Here is a 14,141-nt window from a genome sequence, read left to right on the forward strand (position 1 = left end):
ACCTAAAGGATAAAGTGGAATGGCAAAAGCAAAGATAGGCATAGTCACCGTCAGTGATCGCGCCAGCGCCGGCGTATACGAAGATATTTCCGGTAAGGCAATTATCGAGGTGTTGGGTGAATACCTCACCTCAGAGTGGGAGCCTGTCTACGAAGTCATTCCCGATGAGCAGCCAGTGATCGAACAGACCCTGATTAAGATGGCCGATCAGCAAGATTGCTGCCTCATAGTTACCACGGGTGGCACAGGGCCGGCCAAGCGCGACGTGACCCCTGAGGCGACCGAGGCGGTGTGCGATCGTATGATGCCGGGCTTTGGTGAGCTGATGCGCGCCGAGTCGCTTAAGTTTGTGCCGACTGCCATCTTGTCTCGTCAAACCGCGGGCCTGCGCGGTGATAGCCTGATCGTCAATCTTCCCGGTAAGCCTAAGTCGATCCGCGAGTGTCTCGATGCCGTGTTCCCGGCAATTCCTTACTGTATCGATCTGATGGAAGGCCCCTATCTCGTGTGTGACGAGTCGGTGATCAAGCCCTTCAGACCCAAGGCAAAATAAGCCGATTTGTTGTCACAGAAAGGCCCGGCGTTTGCCGGGCTTTTTTATGCCTTGGGGTTATGCATTGGTCTGAAATCTTGATGTTATGCCCAGTTGTGAAGATGAGTCACAGGCCCCTGCGGATGATCTGGTGTGCGCTATAGGCGCTGAACAGCAGCAGGCTGGGGATGGCGATGAAATGGGCGAAGATATTGGGCTGAGTGGTAAAATGCAGCCACAACAGCAGGGTCCAGCTAACCCCTAGGTAACCCAGGCTCAATATCAGGTGTAGTGTGCGAGTGTTCATTTGCCTGCTCCTTGTCTTTGCAATGTGCCCAGTATAAAAACTCGACAAACGGTCAAAAAGTGTCATTATTGACAAAGTTAAGGTGATAAGTGACATCTTGGGGAGGGGCGCGATGAAGACAATCATGATTTTGGCGGCGGGCAATGTGGTGGCTGGCGGCATAGTGGGACTCATAGATGTGTTCAACTTTACCAATACCCTGTATCGCAGGCTGAATCCCGAGGTCACCCAAGATCTGTTTCATTGCCACATCGTCTCAGGCGATAGCCAGGCGATCACCACCAACCAAGGGTTTCAGTTGGCGGCGATGGAGCTCAAGGATGAGACGCAGTTGCTCGAGGCCGATGCCGTGATAGTGGCTTCCTCCTTAGTGACCAATAAGGCGGAATTTAAGCAATATGCTCAGGACTTCTTGCCGCTGCTTGGGCCGCTTAGCGCCTATGCCAAGACGGGTAAGCCCATCGCGGCCTATTGCTCTGGCACCCTGATGTTGGCGGCATCCGGCTTACTGGATAACAGACGGGCCACCACAGTCTGGTGGCTGTCGCAAATGTTCGAGCGTAACTTCGCCAGGGTCAATCTCTGTATGGACTCCCTGGTGGTGTCCGACGGCCAGTTTCATACTGCGGGGGCGACCACCTCGAATCTGAGTCTGGCCCTGCATCTGGTGGGGCTACTGGCGGGTGAGGGGTTGGCACAGCAGATGGCCAAGATTTTGCTGATAGATCCTAACCGCAGCTCCCAGCAGCCCTTTATGACCATGGCGATCACCCCAGAGCAGCATTCGGATGAGCTGGTGAGAAAGATTCAGCAGTGGATGCAGTCCAATTTAGATAAAAACTGGTTGCTCGATGAGATAGCGCAGAAGTTTGCCCTGGGTAAGCGCACCCTCATTCGCCGTTTCAAGAAGGCGCTCAACGAGACACCTGCCAGCTACATGCAGCGTTTGCGGGTCGATGAGGCCAAGCGGCTGCTGGAGACCACAGAGTTGGCCCTGGAGCAGATTGTCGAGCGGGTCGGCTATGAAGATGTCAGCTCCTTTAGGAAGCTGTTCATCCAGCTGACCAGCCTCTCCCCGCGGGCCTATAGGCTGAAGTTTAATACCCATGCTTGTTGTTAACCACGCGCAGCCAAAGCCTTGGCGTCCAGGCTTACTCTTGTGTTTTCAGGTGCTGTGCTTTGAGATGCTTGTCCATGTAGGCCTTAAACTGGGCGTCACTCTCAGCTTGTTGCTTGCGCTCATGCTCGTCCATCGCACTCATCACCTGACGCTCACACTCGAGGCGGGTATTCTCCCTCTGCAGCGGATTGGTGGCATGGTCGGTCTGGGCATCACATAGGGCGCTGGCACAGCCAGATAGGTTGGTCAGGCCAAATAGTACAAATAGGCCAAGGAAAGTGTGTTTGATGGCGGTCTTGGTGGTCATATTGTCTCTGATACAAGGTTTATGTAGCGATTTGTTTTGGGGCGCCATTATAAAACCATTTGCCGTCCTGAGTACAAGTGAAAAACCTTAATAATTAAAGGGGCTTTGTTAGCCCCTTTAATCGTTAAGGCCTATAGCTAAGGCCTGTAGTGAGTATCAGTCGTTAGGCATTGCGATTTAGCGCGGCAAACTCCTGCCTAAGCTGATAATCGCTGTCGGTGACGATACGCTCCAGGACGCTGACGCGCTCGGCTAATCTTTGATTTTCCTGTTTCAGGCGGTCCATCTCATCTGTGTTGCGAGGCGTCGATCTGCGTCTGTCTAGCCTGAGGCGATGTTTATACAGTTCGCTCAGGCTGGTGGCGACCACCAATACCAACATGATGATCATGACGACTTGTTGCTTATCCATTGCATGCTCCTTATAGGGCCTCCTGATGTAGGCCCTAGTCGATTATTCGCGGGATTAGAGTCCGAAGACGATCTTCTCACTCTTTAACGAGCGCTCCATGCCGAATGCCAGGGCAAGGGCGATGATTAAGGTGATGGCGCTTGAGAGTGCCAGCTGCAACATGGGAATCTCCTTGCCCTTGATGAAGGCGATGAGCGCCTGCATTTGCCCCGAGATCGGCAGCCACTGCAGCGTGTCGGGCGCTATGTTATAGCTCGCCGCCATCGACAGCATCATGGGCACGATCAGCACTATGGTGAGGTAGGACTGGGCCTCTTTGAACGACTTGGCCATGAAGGAGACAAACAGCTGCAGCGCCGCCGCCATCAGGGCGATGGGCAGGCCGATCGTTAGCATCAACAGAATGAAGTCGATGTTGATGTTGACCGAGAAGCCCAGCTCCTGCCAAGGCACGAATCCGTAGGCGAGCTTAGAGATCACTAGGGTGAGGATCAGCCCCAGCATGGCAAAGATGGTCACCGCCGCGACCTTGGCCAGCACGATATCCCGGGTGGATACCGGATGGCTGAGCAGCAGGGCCAGGGAGTTGCGTTCGCGCTCACCGGCGCTGGTGTCTATGGCCAGATTCATGCCTGAGATAAACACCGCATAGACCATCATGAAGATGGCGACGCCTAAGATCATCCCGCCCTTAGAATCTGAGGTGGCCTGATCTTCCACCTTGACCTTGATCGGCTGCATCACCTTGGGGTCTATGCCGCGGGCGATCAGTCGCAGGCTGCCCATCTCGGCGCTGTACTGCTGCAATGCATCTTCAAGACGGCGGATAGACGATTGTAGCTTCTCGTTAGAGTTGTCGGCGATCAGCACTATCTCGGCGGCCTGACTCTTGGCCATGTTGGCGGCGTAATCCGGGCTGATGATCAGCTCTATCTCCTTGCGATCGGCCTCGTCGCCCTGGCTGATCTCGTTGCTGGCGAGATACTTCACCAGATCCGGCGCGCGCTCGCCATGGGTGATAGTGATGTTGAGCGCCTCAGGGCTGGTGATCTGACCGATTAGGATCATAAACATGCCGCACATCATCAGCGGCGCACCTATGGCGTAGTAGAGGCCGGCCATGACGGAACGTTTGTCTCTGGCGGCATCGGTCAGCTCTTTTCTGACCATAGTGATAATTGAACTCATCATGCTGCAATTCCCTCGTCGGTTCCTATGAGCTGAATGAAGGCGTCTTCCAGTGAGGCCTTGCCGGTCTTTTGGCAGAGTTCCTGGGGACTACCAACGGCGACCACGCGCCCCTCGGCCATGACGATGACGCGATCACACAGGGCGGCGACCTCCTGCATCACATGGCTGGAGAAGAGTACGCAGTGTCCCGCCTGCTTGAGATCCTTCAGCAGGTCGCGCAATACCCGGGTGCTCATCACGTCCAGGCCGCGGGTGGGTTCGTCGAGAATGATGTTGGTGGGCTCATGCACTATGGCCTGGGCCAGCGCCGTCTTCATCCTCTGTCCCTGGGAGAAGCCCTTGCATTTGCGATCGGCAATATCGTCCATATGCAGCTTGCTGAGTACCTTGGCCGAGGCGGCCTTGGCCTGGTCGCGAGAGAGGCCGTTCAGCTCGGCGAAGAAGCGGATATATTCTCTCGGTGTCAGGCGTTCATACAGGCCGAAGGGGTCGGGGAACAGGCCCAGTTGCTGCTTGGCGGCCACCGGCTGTTTGGCGACATCTATGCCGTCTATTTCGGCGATGCCCTGATCGGGCTTGAGCAGACCAAACACGGTACGCAGACAGGTGGTCTTGCCCGCGCCGTTAGGGCCGAGCAGGCCGGTGATCTGGCCGTCTAACGCCTCGAAACTCAGATCGTTCAGTGCCTGCACCTCACCGATCCGTTTAGATAAATTTGATACCTTAATCATGGTGTGCTCCTTGCTGCTTGGCGTCACCGAGAGAGGCCTGGCTGAGATTGCTCTGACTGAGTTTGTCCTGTGGGATGGCTTCTACCGTATTGGCGTTGAGGTAGAAGTTACGGCTGACGTCATTGCTCAGGCACCCCTGAGAGAGGCCGTCGACGCTGCCGCTGGCGATCAGCTCGGCAATCAGGTTATTGCCGCATGACTGATAGGCCACGCCGTGGGTGGCATAGGGGGCGACGAAATGCTTGGCATTGGTCAGTTTCGCCATCGCCAGCTCACCCCAGCTCGGTGGCGTCGCGGGATCTATCTGTCCCGACAACACGAGCGTGGGTAGGTTGCTGGCAATGGGCGCGGCAAAGCTGGCGTCGGCCGCCGGGATTTGCCAGATAGGGCAGCTCAGGTCGAAGGCCTTAATCATCTCCTGGCCGAAGTAGCTCTGGCTTAGACGCTCACGCTCGGCCTGAGAGAAACGCTGCCAATCTTCGCCGCAGACCACGGCCGAGTGCATACCGGCGGCGATGCCCGTACTATTTACCGTGAGGGCATACAGCCCCATGATGGCCTGAAAGTTCCCCTCTGCCGCCTGGTGAATGGCGTGAGGCAGCAGCGCCCTAATATTAGGCATGTAGAGTGCCATGCGGATGGCGCCCATAAACTTACCCTGGGTCATGGTGAGCTGGGTCGGGGCGTTGGTCAGGGGATCGCGAGTCTGGCTGAACTGTGGCCCCTTGCTCAGTAGAGCCTGAACCTGGTCGAGTTCCTCTTCTAGCTGAGGGAACTGCTGGTGGCATAGGGGATTGTCTTGGCAATCTTTCAGCAGCAGGTCGATGGCGCGGGTGATGGCATCACCGATGTTTAGCACGCTCTGTTGCATGGGGACCACGCCGTCCAGGGTGACTGTCGCCAGGGCCTCTGGATAGTGACGCATATAGAGCTGGGCCATGCGGGTGCCGTAGGAGATGCCGTACAGGTGCAGTTTCTGGTAACCCAGGGCTTGTCTGACCGCCTCGAAATCTTTTAGCGCTGTCTCGCTGCCATACTGGCTGACGTCGGCATCGAGTTCACTCAGGCAGGCCTTGGTCTCGGCGGCGATATCCAGTTCATCATCGTTGAAAGCCAGGCCACCCTCGAAACCCGTGCCCTCGCAGGTCAGTTGGTTAGAGCTGCCTGTACCACGCTGGTCGATCAGCAGTATGTCTCGCTGCTGACGCACCTTGGTAAAGATCTTGTCGAAGCTGGCGGCGTTTTCTATGGCCGATTGACCCGGGCCGCCGGCGATGGCTAGCAGTGCTTCTTTCTCGAAACTGGGTTTGATGGCGGGCAGAATCAGGTAGTGGATCTTTATCTGTTTGCCCTGAGGGGCGGCGTAATTTTCTGGCACGCTGATGGCGCCGCAGCGCAGACGGTCGGACAGGCCGTCCACATAGCAAGACGCTGGCTTGCTGTCTTGCTGGCTCTCTTGCCGATCACCTGCCCAGGTGGGCTGAGACAATAGGAGTAATGCCATACAGGCGGGCAGGAGTAGCGCGGCCAGCCGCTGCTGCCGGGTGAATCTATTGGCCATCAATTTAACCTTTCCTTGAAGCATGATACCGATTCCTTAGTTGAAATTTACCGTATCTATGTTAATTTAGTACTGTATCGGTGTATCAATGTATTAATACAGTGAATAAAGGCTAATGCTAGATTTACTCAATGTCAACCCCAGTAATGGCGACCCCATCTACCGCCAGCTTAGCGATCAGATAGTGCGTCTGATCGTCGGCGGCCAGCTGCAACCTCAGGAGGTATTGCCTTCGGTGCGGCAGATCGCCGAGCATCTGGCGGTCAATCCCATGACGGTCTCCCGCGCCATTCAGCAGTTGGTGGAACAGGGTTGGCTCGAGCGTCGTCGCGGCCAACCGACCCGGGTGGCGCAGCGTGGCGATAGCCAAGGCACCTCAAGTTCAGACTTGATGGCGCCTCAGGTCAATTCACTCATCGACCAGGCAAAGCAGTTAGGGGTAAGCCTGGAGGAACTCAACGCCATCATCGCCAAGGCATGGCAACAGACGCAATAAAGGAACAGATGCAGATGCAAGAGAGCAATCAAGCCATATTGGCCTTCCATGGGATCAGCAAGGCGTTTGACGGCAAGCTAGCCATTGACGATCTGTCTATGACCCTCTATCCGGGCATGGTGGTAGGTCTGCTGGGGCAAAATGGTGCGGGCAAGTCGACCCTGATGCGCTGTGCCCTGGGGATCCTAGAGGTCAGCGAGGGGCAGATAGAGATCCTCGGCGGTAGCAGCGATAACATCAGCTCGGCCCAGAAGGCGCAGATCGGCTATGTACCCCAGCAGCCCTTCGGCTATGAGGGCTTCACCGTCGACCGAGCCCTGGCCCTGCATCGCAGCTTCTATCCCAGCTGGGACGAGTCGTTGGAGCAGGAGTGGCTGAGCCGCTTCCAGCTCGACGGGACGCAGCAGGTGCAGCGTCTGTCGGTGGGACAGCGCCAGTCGCTGGCCTTGATCATGGCGATGGCCTATCGCCCCAAGTTGTTGATCCTCGATGAACCCGTCGCCAGTTTGGATCCTATCGCCCGGCGCGAGTTTATGTCGGACCTATTCGATCTGGCGCTGGATGCCGGCTCGGCGGTGCTCTTCTCTTCACACATCACCTCAGATCTCGAGCGGGTCGCCAGTCACGTGGCCCTGATGCGCAAGGGTAAGCTGGTGTTGTTTAAAGAGATAGACGCCCTCAGGGAGAGTGTGCAGCTGGTGAGCCTCAAGCACGATGCCTCCCTGCCAGAGGGGCTTGTTGTGCTCAATCGTCAGCAGGATAAGCTGCTGGTGGATCATTATGATGCCACCATGGCGCCTCAATTTGCGTCGGTCACCCCCATGAACCTGGAACAACTCTTCATGGAGCTGCACAGATGATGCCTAGAGCGCTGCGCGGTATGGCGCGCTTCTGGTTGTTCGACGTCGGCAGTGTCAGTTTCCTCGGCACAGCCCTACTGGCGCTGGCGATGATGTTGGTGCTGGCACTCTCGGGTAAGTTAGACGCCATGCCTGTGATGCTGGGGATGATACAGGTCTCTACCTGCGCGGCGATCGCCTGGCAACTCAATCGCCTGTCGGCCACCGAGTGGGCCAGCCTGGTACCGGGTTATTCACAGAGCATTCAATGGCAGGCGCTGGTGGTGGGCATGATTGCCACCCTTATCTCGCTGACCGCGGCACTTATGCTGCCCCTGCCGGGGGCAGTCGAGCAGGTGATTCTGGCCAGTCTGGCGGGGATCGCCTTCATCTATTTCTGTCGTTTGCATATCAAGGGCTTCTATTTCTCCTTCGCGCTGTTTCTGTTGTTACCGTTTCTACCGGAGATCACCGCCTTCTTACCGAGTCTCAGCTTCTGGTTTCTGCCTCTGGCGGCCGTGGGGCTTATCTATCTGATCCGCTGTGACCTGCAAGCTAGGGTCTGGCACCTTGAGGCCAGAACCGTTTACCTCAATGGTCTGGAGATGGGCTGGTTCTGGCTGCCGAACCTCGGCTCAAATACCCTGATGACCCGCCTGGACAGATGGTTGCATCCGGTAAACTTCTTCGTCGGGCCCATGCTCTCTATGATGCTGGTGCTATTGCCGGCCCTGGCGCTGCTGCTAGACCTGGTGAACTTCTTCGTCGGTATCGAGTTGCCGGTGCTCTTCATCGTGGCACAGTTCAGTGCGATAGCCTGTTCCTTGGTTCACTGGAGTCGTGTGCAGCGCTGGCGAGCGGTCGAGACCCTCTATATCTTGCCTGGCTTCGACGGTAAACGTGGGTTGGTGGAGGCCTTCGCCAGTGCCCAATACCGCTTGCTGGGTTATCTCACCCTGACCATGGCGTTGCTGGCGACTCTGACCCTGGCGTTGAGGCCTGAATTTACCCTGATTCTCTGGAGTCACCTGGTGCTCAGCACCTTCTGCGTCTGCGCCATATTGCTTGGGCTCGGCTGCGCCGCCCGCAATGCCATGCATATCTCGCTGAGTCTGTTTGTGGTGATCTGTCATGCTATCTGGCTGTCCACCGCCTTGGTGGCGATGCGAGATGGCAAGGATCTGAGCACTTGGCTGGCATTGGATATCGGCCTGGTGGCTTTTTCCTTGTTCACACTCTGGTGGGGCAAGCGAAAGCTGTGGCGTGATGCGTTGGCCTAATCCTCTTGCTGCCTGGTTTTTGTGCTCCAATTAACATTATTGGAGCAAAAACTCTTATTTTTTGCCCGCCATTGCAGTAAAATGCGGCAAAACAGGTACAAGTGTACGCTAAAAGGGTCAGAAAATTATGTCGCTCCAACAGTATCATCCAATAAGCCTGATGCAGGCCCAGAGCCAGCAGCGTGGCGATGCCATCGCGCTGGAAGGCTATGGCTTAGCCGCTCCCTGGCAGCAGATCAGTTGGCGACGCTTCGATGAGATTGGCGACCAGGTTGCCAAGGCGCTGATCGCCTCTGACTTTGCCCCCCAGGACAAGGTGGTGATCCTGTCGCAGAACTGCCCCCAGTGGACCTGTGCCGATGTCGGTGCGCTCAAGGCCAAGGCCGTTGTGGTGCCCATCTACCCTACCAGTACCCTGGAACAGGCGCGCTACATCATAGACGATGCCCAGGCTAAGCTGATCTTCGTCGGTGACGCCGAGCAATATGGCATGGCCCGTGAACTGCTGGCGATCTGCCCTAGCCTGACTCAGATAGTGGTGTTCGATGCCCAAGTCGTGTTGACCGAAGGGGAAACAGCTGTTCATTTCGATAGCCTGTTAGCGGAAACCTATTCGCCAGAGGTCGAGGCCGAGCTGGGGCGCCGTTTAGCTAACCTGGACCTGGACGATCTGCTGACCCTGATCTACACCTCGGGCACCACGGGTGACCCTAAGGGCGTGATGCTGGATTATCGCAACATCGCCTCTGTGGTGCGTCAGCACGATACGATTTTACCTTTTACGCCGGGCGATGTGTCGCTGGCCTTCCTGCCGCTGAGCCATGTGTTCGAGCGGGGCTGGAGCTTCTATGTGCTATGTCGCGGCGGCCACAACGTTTACCTTAATGACCCTATGACGGTGAAAGAGGCGATCGTCGATATTCGTCCCCATACCCTGTGTGTGGTGCCACGTTTCCTGGAGAAGGTTTACAGCGCGGTGCAGGACAAGGTGAACAAGGCGCCCGACACCCGCAAGAGGCTGTTTGCCTGGGCCATGTCGGTGGGCGAGCGTCAGTTCGAGGTCAGCCAGGGCCGAGCCAAGAGCTCCTGGTGGCTCAAGACCCAGTGGAAACTGGCCCACAAGTTGGTGTACAGCAAGCTGCAACAGGTGTTGGGTGGCAGGCTTAAGTTTATGCCTTGTGGCGGCGCTGCGCTGGATCAGAACGTGGCCAGCTTCTTCCATGCCATCGATATTCCCGTGCTCTGCGGCTACGGCATGACGGAGACCACGGCGACCGTGACCTGTAATACCCTGGATAACCGGGTGGCTGGCTCTAACGGTAAGACGCTGCCGGAGGTCGAGATCAAGCTGGGTAAAGACAACGAGATCCTGGTGCGCGGCGATACCGTGATGCGCGGCTACTACAACCGTCCCCAGGAGACTGCCGACAGCTTCGAAGACGGCTGGCTGAAGACGGGTGATGCGGGTCAGATAGACGCGCAGGGTAACCTGTTCATCACAGATCGAATCAAGGAGTTGATGAAGACTTCTAACGGTAAATATATCGCGCCCCAGCGGGTCGAGGGCAAGGTAGGCTGCTGCCCCTTCATCGAGCAGGTGGCCGTGATTGCCGATGCCAAAAACTATGTGACCGCGCTCATCGTGCCCGCCTTCGAATCGTTAGAGGCCTGGGCCGAGGAGAAGGGCTTGCACTACGAGTCGCCCATTGAGCTGCTGCGTCACAGCCATGTGATCGAGCACTTCGAGCAGCGCCTCAAGCATCTGCAGCAGGAGCTGGCGGGCTTCGAGAAGATCAAGAAGTTTACCCTGCTACCCGAGGCCTTCTCCATGGAGGCGGGGCTGCTGACACCGACCATGAAGCTGAGGCGTAAGATGATCTATCACAAGTACGCCACCGAAATTAACGCCATGTATTTGAAGTAATTAGACCCTAAGGGCGTCTCGCAACGAGGCGCCCTTAGGTCGAAAGTCCATCTTGCATCCCAAGGGCTTCTCGGTTAGCGTATTCCCACAAAAATAACGACTTAGCCTTAGGAGCTCCCTGTGCCGTTACGCTCTTTCAGTTTAACCATTCAACCCAGATTCAATGAAACCGATGGCCTGGGCCATATTAACAATACCGTTATGCCCGTCTGGTTCGAGGCGGCGCGTGAGCCCATCTTCGCCATCTTCAATCCGTCGCTCAATCTGGCGGAGTGGAACCTGATCGTGGCGGGCTTTACCATCGCCTACACCTCGCCGACCCAATATGGTCTGCCGGTGGAGATCAAGACCTGGATCAGCCGTGTGGGCAATGCCAGTTTCGAGGTGGCGCAGCAGAGCTGGCAGGGGGGTAAGATGACCGCCGAGGCCAAGACCACCCTAGTGCATTACGACTATAGCGTCGACAAGAGCCAACCCATAGGGGAAGAGGTGAAGCAGGCGCTGCTGACCCTGACCGGCGAATAGGCGGGTTACAAAAACTTCTGCACGTACCAGCAACTGGCAGTGATGGCGAGTTGCTGGGACTTGGCCCACGCTAAGCCATGGCGCACCAGGCGCCCGGCCACGCCTTGTCCTCTCAGTTCATCCGGCACGAAGGTGCGAACAAAATCTACCTTGTCGCCTTGTCGTTGATACTCTAATACCGCATCATGGCCTGCAATGGACAGGACAAATTTCTGCTGGTCGGCCTGGTGTCGAATCGTCTCTTGCGTCATAGTCTGCCTCTCGTTTGGCGGGATGAAACTTAACGTTAGCACAGGGTGATGAAATTAGTAACAAGATGATTTTGTTAAAATTAGATGAGGCCTTCGCGTGAGAATCAAGGGCCATATACACCTTAAGAGTACGCTGATCCGCTGGCTTGGGCTCTGTGTTGGGGTTTACGTTACTCAAGCATTGGCTGCTGCGGATATTAACCTGCGCCCCGCCGTCGAGGCCAAACTCAAGGGGGACATCACCAGTGCCATGGTGCTCACCGATGCCAACCTGATCACCCTAGGCATAGTGGATTTCAATCCCAACACCATAGTGGATCTGAGCGAGATAGGCGATGTCGGTAGTGAGGAGTCGCTTGAGCGCCGCAGTCAGCTCACCTCCTATACCTTGCCCTGGGAGAGTGAGCCTGTGATCCTCTCCCCCCACACCACCGGCAGCATTCAGGTGCGCCTCTCCTACGTGCATGCCAGCGACAGCATTCAGGGGCTGGAGGATGAGACCATCAGCAGCCCGCTGGAGGATACCAGTTACCTGTTGGCGGGCGAGTATCGCTGGAAGTATCAGATAAACCAGCAGTGGCGGGCGATGTTTGGCCTCGGCGCCCAGCTGCTCTGGCTGGAGAACACCTTAACCTATAAGGATCCCTTCCTGAGCAGCATTAGAGGCCAGCTCGATGAGAAGCTGGTGAACACCCGCTATGGTGCCATCATGTTAGATCCCAATGTCGAGGTTAGCTATACCGGTGACCTGCTGGGCAACAAGTGGGAGTTTATCAGTACCTTAAGATACGGCATCGGCCGCAGTGTGTTGACCGACGATGGCATGCAGGCGGTCACCCCACAGGTCGGGCGCCTGAGCAATGCCCTGGTGTTTCACTATGGCCTGCCCGACTTCTTCGAGCGACAGAACGAGATGCGTCTGTTGGCCAAACGCATCGATCTCAGTGGCGACGTGATCGATTCCATGGGCACGCGTCACTACTACGAGTTTGGCGCCGGCTGGGTAGTGCAGACACCATCCTTGTCATCCTGGCTGCGCAACATAGGGATAGGCATAACCCTCAACATCAACAGCGGCCTCAGTGGTGGCGGCATAGTGTTGCTGTTTAACGAGGAGATGTGACTTAGGCGAGCCCGTTAGTCTGCGCAGTGTTGCTTAAGCACGGCCAGTAGCTCGGCGGGTAACTCGGCCTTGGCTTGCTTGTTGAAGTCGAACATGACGGCGACCGAGGAGCCCGTGGTGGTGATCGCCTGTTGCCGCTCGCTGAACACCTGGTAATGCATGGTGAAACGATCTTTATGGATATCGCTGATGCTGACGCCGACCAATAGGGTATCAGGGAAGGTGACCGGGCGCTTATAGCGGGCATTATTGTCGCTGATCACCGGCCCCATGCCGGACTTGTAGAGTTTATCCAGCGGAAACAGCTGATTAAAAAAGTCGATACGCGCCGTTTCGAAGTAACGGAAATAGACCACATTATTGACGTGCTGCAGGGCATCCATTTCACCCCAGGCAACCTGGATGCGGGTATGGAAGGGAAAGCGACTAACGAACTGCTCCATATCTTGACCTTTAATTTTCAAACAAGCGTTTAGTTTTAGGTTAAGATATCAGCATCTCGCGACAATACCAATCCCCGAATCATTAGTCGTTAGTCGTTAGGGTTCGCTGCGCGTCGAATTGACACCCTGTTTCAGCCCGGTTTTATTCGGGCAACAAAAAAGGCACCCCGAGGTGCCTTTGTACATAGTGAGCGACAGCCTTAGAGGCTCAACTCCTTGAAGTTGGTGATCTGTGGATAGTCACCGGTGCGCTGCGTGGTCTCGCGTACCATCTGCATGACGCGCATCCCCGCCTGCTCCGCCGCCTTGAGTTCTTCTAACACATCAGAGATAAACAGCACCTGCTTAGGCGCCAGGCTGATGGTGTTGATGATGTTGCAGTAGGCCTGCTTAAACAGCTTGTTGCCGGTGCGGGTGTCGAAGTGGCCATCGAAATACTCGGTCAGATCGCCGCCATCGCTGTGGCTGAACAGCAGTTTCTGCGCATCTACCGAGCCTGAAGAGAAGCTATAGAGACGCAGGTTTTGTGCCTTGATATCTTTCACGCTGTCGATGAAGTCAGGGTAGATGTGACCCTTAAATTCGCCCTTGGCATAGCCCTGTTTCCAGATCAGGCCTTGCAGTGTCTTTAGCGGGGTCGCCTTGCGATCTTCGGCAATCCACTGCTGTAAGATCTCGACCACGCGCGCCAGTGAGGCGTCTGGCTCCAGCGCGATATCTTTCACATCGCTAATGCAGTTGTCTACTAATACATTAGTTTGATTTTCTTCTAAAAAATCAGCGAGGGCCTTAGACGAATAGGGAAAAAGGGTGTCCTGAATAAAATTCAGATCGGTTGTTGTACCTGCTGTATCTACAACTATGGCTCGAATACCCATAACGTTGGCTTACTCCACTATGCATTAATCGTTAAATGACAGACCAGATCCTAAGCGGAAAACGCCCCTTTGGCTAGTGAATTATCGCCCAAAGGCGAGCGAAGGCGCAGCGGATCAAAAGGGGAAACAGGTCTGGCGTTTTCGGGTGGAGGTTTGACTTGCTTTTGCTTAAATATCATACTCATTCGCTTGGGGCGTAAAACATGGAAAGGGAAACAAGG

17 protein-coding genes are annotated in these 14,141 nt (G+C 55.9%); 8 read left to right on the plus strand and 9 right to left on the minus strand.

Going from position 1 to position 14,141, the window contains the following annotated elements:
* Positions 1-19 precede the first annotated feature (19 nt).
* Positions 20-553: a molybdopterin adenylyltransferase gene (mog, locus tag DB48_RS07880; protein ID WP_041509755.1), complete on the plus strand. Its 534-nt coding sequence runs from the start codon at positions 20-22 to the stop codon at positions 551-553.
* A gap of 106 nt (positions 554-659) precedes the next feature.
* Here mog and DB48_RS07885 read toward each other — a convergent pair whose 3' ends face one another.
* Positions 660-839: a hypothetical protein gene (locus DB48_RS07885; protein ID WP_041509756.1), complete on the minus strand. Its 180-nt coding sequence runs from the start codon at positions 837-839 to the stop codon at positions 660-662.
* Positions 840-951: 112 nt separating this feature from the next.
* Here DB48_RS07885 and DB48_RS07890 point away from each other — a divergent pair, with 112 nt between their 5' ends.
* Entirely contained in the window at positions 952-1,959 is a 1,008-nt protein-coding gene (locus DB48_RS07890) for a GlxA family transcriptional regulator (protein ID WP_041509757.1), read from the plus strand.
* 31 nt (positions 1,960-1,990) lie between these two features.
* Here DB48_RS07890 and DB48_RS07895 read toward each other — a convergent pair whose 3' ends face one another.
* The 5 genes from DB48_RS07895 to DB48_RS07915 all read right to left on the minus strand — a co-directional run bounded on the left by DB48_RS07895 (position 1,991) and on the right by DB48_RS07915 (position 6,161).
* On the minus strand, positions 1,991-2,266 hold the full coding sequence (locus tag DB48_RS07895; protein ID WP_041509758.1) for a hypothetical protein: 276 nt from the start codon (positions 2,264-2,266) through the stop codon (positions 1,991-1,993).
* Positions 2,267-2,429: 163 nt separating this feature from the next.
* Positions 2,430-2,678, minus strand: a complete 249-nt coding sequence (locus DB48_RS07900) for a hypothetical protein (protein ID WP_041509759.1) — start codon at positions 2,676-2,678, stop codon at positions 2,430-2,432.
* Between the two features lie 54 nt (positions 2,679-2,732).
* Positions 2,733-3,866: an ABC transporter permease gene (locus DB48_RS07905; protein ID WP_041509803.1), complete on the minus strand. Its 1,134-nt coding sequence runs from the start codon at positions 3,864-3,866 to the stop codon at positions 2,733-2,735.
* Positions 3,866-4,600, minus strand: coding sequence for an ABC transporter ATP-binding protein (locus tag DB48_RS07910; protein ID WP_041509760.1), 735 nt, complete (start codon positions 4,598-4,600; stop codon positions 3,866-3,868). The genes DB48_RS07905 and DB48_RS07910 overlap by 1 nt, the downstream gene beginning before the upstream one ends.
* A complete protein-coding gene (locus tag DB48_RS07915) occupies positions 4,593-6,161 on the minus strand; it encodes an alpha/beta hydrolase (RefSeq protein ID WP_041509804.1) in 1,569 nt (522 codons plus the stop codon). Before DB48_RS07915 ends, DB48_RS07910 begins: the two co-directional genes overlap by 8 nt.
* A 115-nt stretch (positions 6,162-6,276) precedes the next feature.
* Between DB48_RS07915 and DB48_RS07920 the strand changes: the two genes are divergently transcribed.
* The 5 genes from DB48_RS07920 (at position 6,277) to DB48_RS07940 (ending at position 11,225) form a co-directional block, all read left to right on the plus strand.
* Positions 6,277-6,657 (plus strand): GntR family transcriptional regulator, encoded by a 381-nt coding sequence (locus DB48_RS07920; RefSeq protein WP_041509761.1) that lies wholly within the window; start codon positions 6,277-6,279, stop codon positions 6,655-6,657.
* Between the two features lie 14 nt (positions 6,658-6,671).
* Positions 6,672-7,517, plus strand: coding sequence for an ABC transporter ATP-binding protein (locus tag DB48_RS07925; RefSeq protein WP_041509805.1), 846 nt, complete (start codon positions 6,672-6,674; stop codon positions 7,515-7,517).
* Entirely contained in the window at positions 7,514-8,776 is a 1,263-nt protein-coding gene (locus tag DB48_RS07930; protein WP_041509762.1) for a hypothetical protein, read from the plus strand. Before DB48_RS07925 ends, DB48_RS07930 begins: the two co-directional genes overlap by 4 nt.
* A 127-nt stretch (positions 8,777-8,903) precedes the next feature.
* Positions 8,904-10,700, plus strand: coding sequence for an AMP-dependent synthetase/ligase (locus DB48_RS07935; RefSeq protein WP_041509763.1), 1,797 nt, complete (start codon positions 8,904-8,906; stop codon positions 10,698-10,700).
* A gap of 120 nt (positions 10,701-10,820) precedes the next feature.
* On the plus strand, positions 10,821-11,225 hold the full coding sequence (locus tag DB48_RS07940) for an acyl-CoA thioesterase (RefSeq protein WP_041509764.1): 405 nt from the start codon (positions 10,821-10,823) through the stop codon (positions 11,223-11,225).
* A 5-nt stretch (positions 11,226-11,230) separates the two neighbouring features.
* Here DB48_RS07940 and DB48_RS07945 read toward each other — a convergent pair whose 3' ends face one another.
* Entirely contained in the window at positions 11,231-11,476 is a 246-nt protein-coding gene (locus DB48_RS07945; protein WP_041509765.1) for a GNAT family N-acetyltransferase, read from the minus strand.
* 97 nt (positions 11,477-11,573) lie between these two features.
* Here DB48_RS07945 and DB48_RS07950 point away from each other — a divergent pair, with 97 nt between their 5' ends.
* Positions 11,574-12,599, plus strand: coding sequence for a Solitary outer membrane autotransporter beta-barrel domain (locus tag DB48_RS07950; protein WP_041509766.1), 1,026 nt, complete (start codon positions 11,574-11,576; stop codon positions 12,597-12,599).
* Between the two features lie 14 nt (positions 12,600-12,613).
* On the opposite strand, the gene DB48_RS07955 is transcribed toward DB48_RS07950, so the two are convergent.
* Positions 12,614-13,042: an acyl-CoA thioesterase gene (locus tag DB48_RS07955; protein WP_041509767.1), complete on the minus strand. Its 429-nt coding sequence runs from the start codon at positions 13,040-13,042 to the stop codon at positions 12,614-12,616.
* Between the two features lie 200 nt (positions 13,043-13,242).
* The gene (gene mtnC, locus DB48_RS07960) at positions 13,243-13,920 is read right to left on the minus strand and encodes an acireductone synthase (protein ID WP_041509768.1); all 678 of its coding nucleotides are present in this window, start codon (positions 13,918-13,920) and stop codon (positions 13,243-13,245) included.
* Positions 13,921-14,141 lie beyond the last annotated feature (221 nt).

This window comes from Shewanella sp. cp20, from assembly GCF_000832025.1.
Taxonomy (GTDB): Bacteria; Pseudomonadota; Gammaproteobacteria; order Enterobacterales; family Shewanellaceae; genus Shewanella.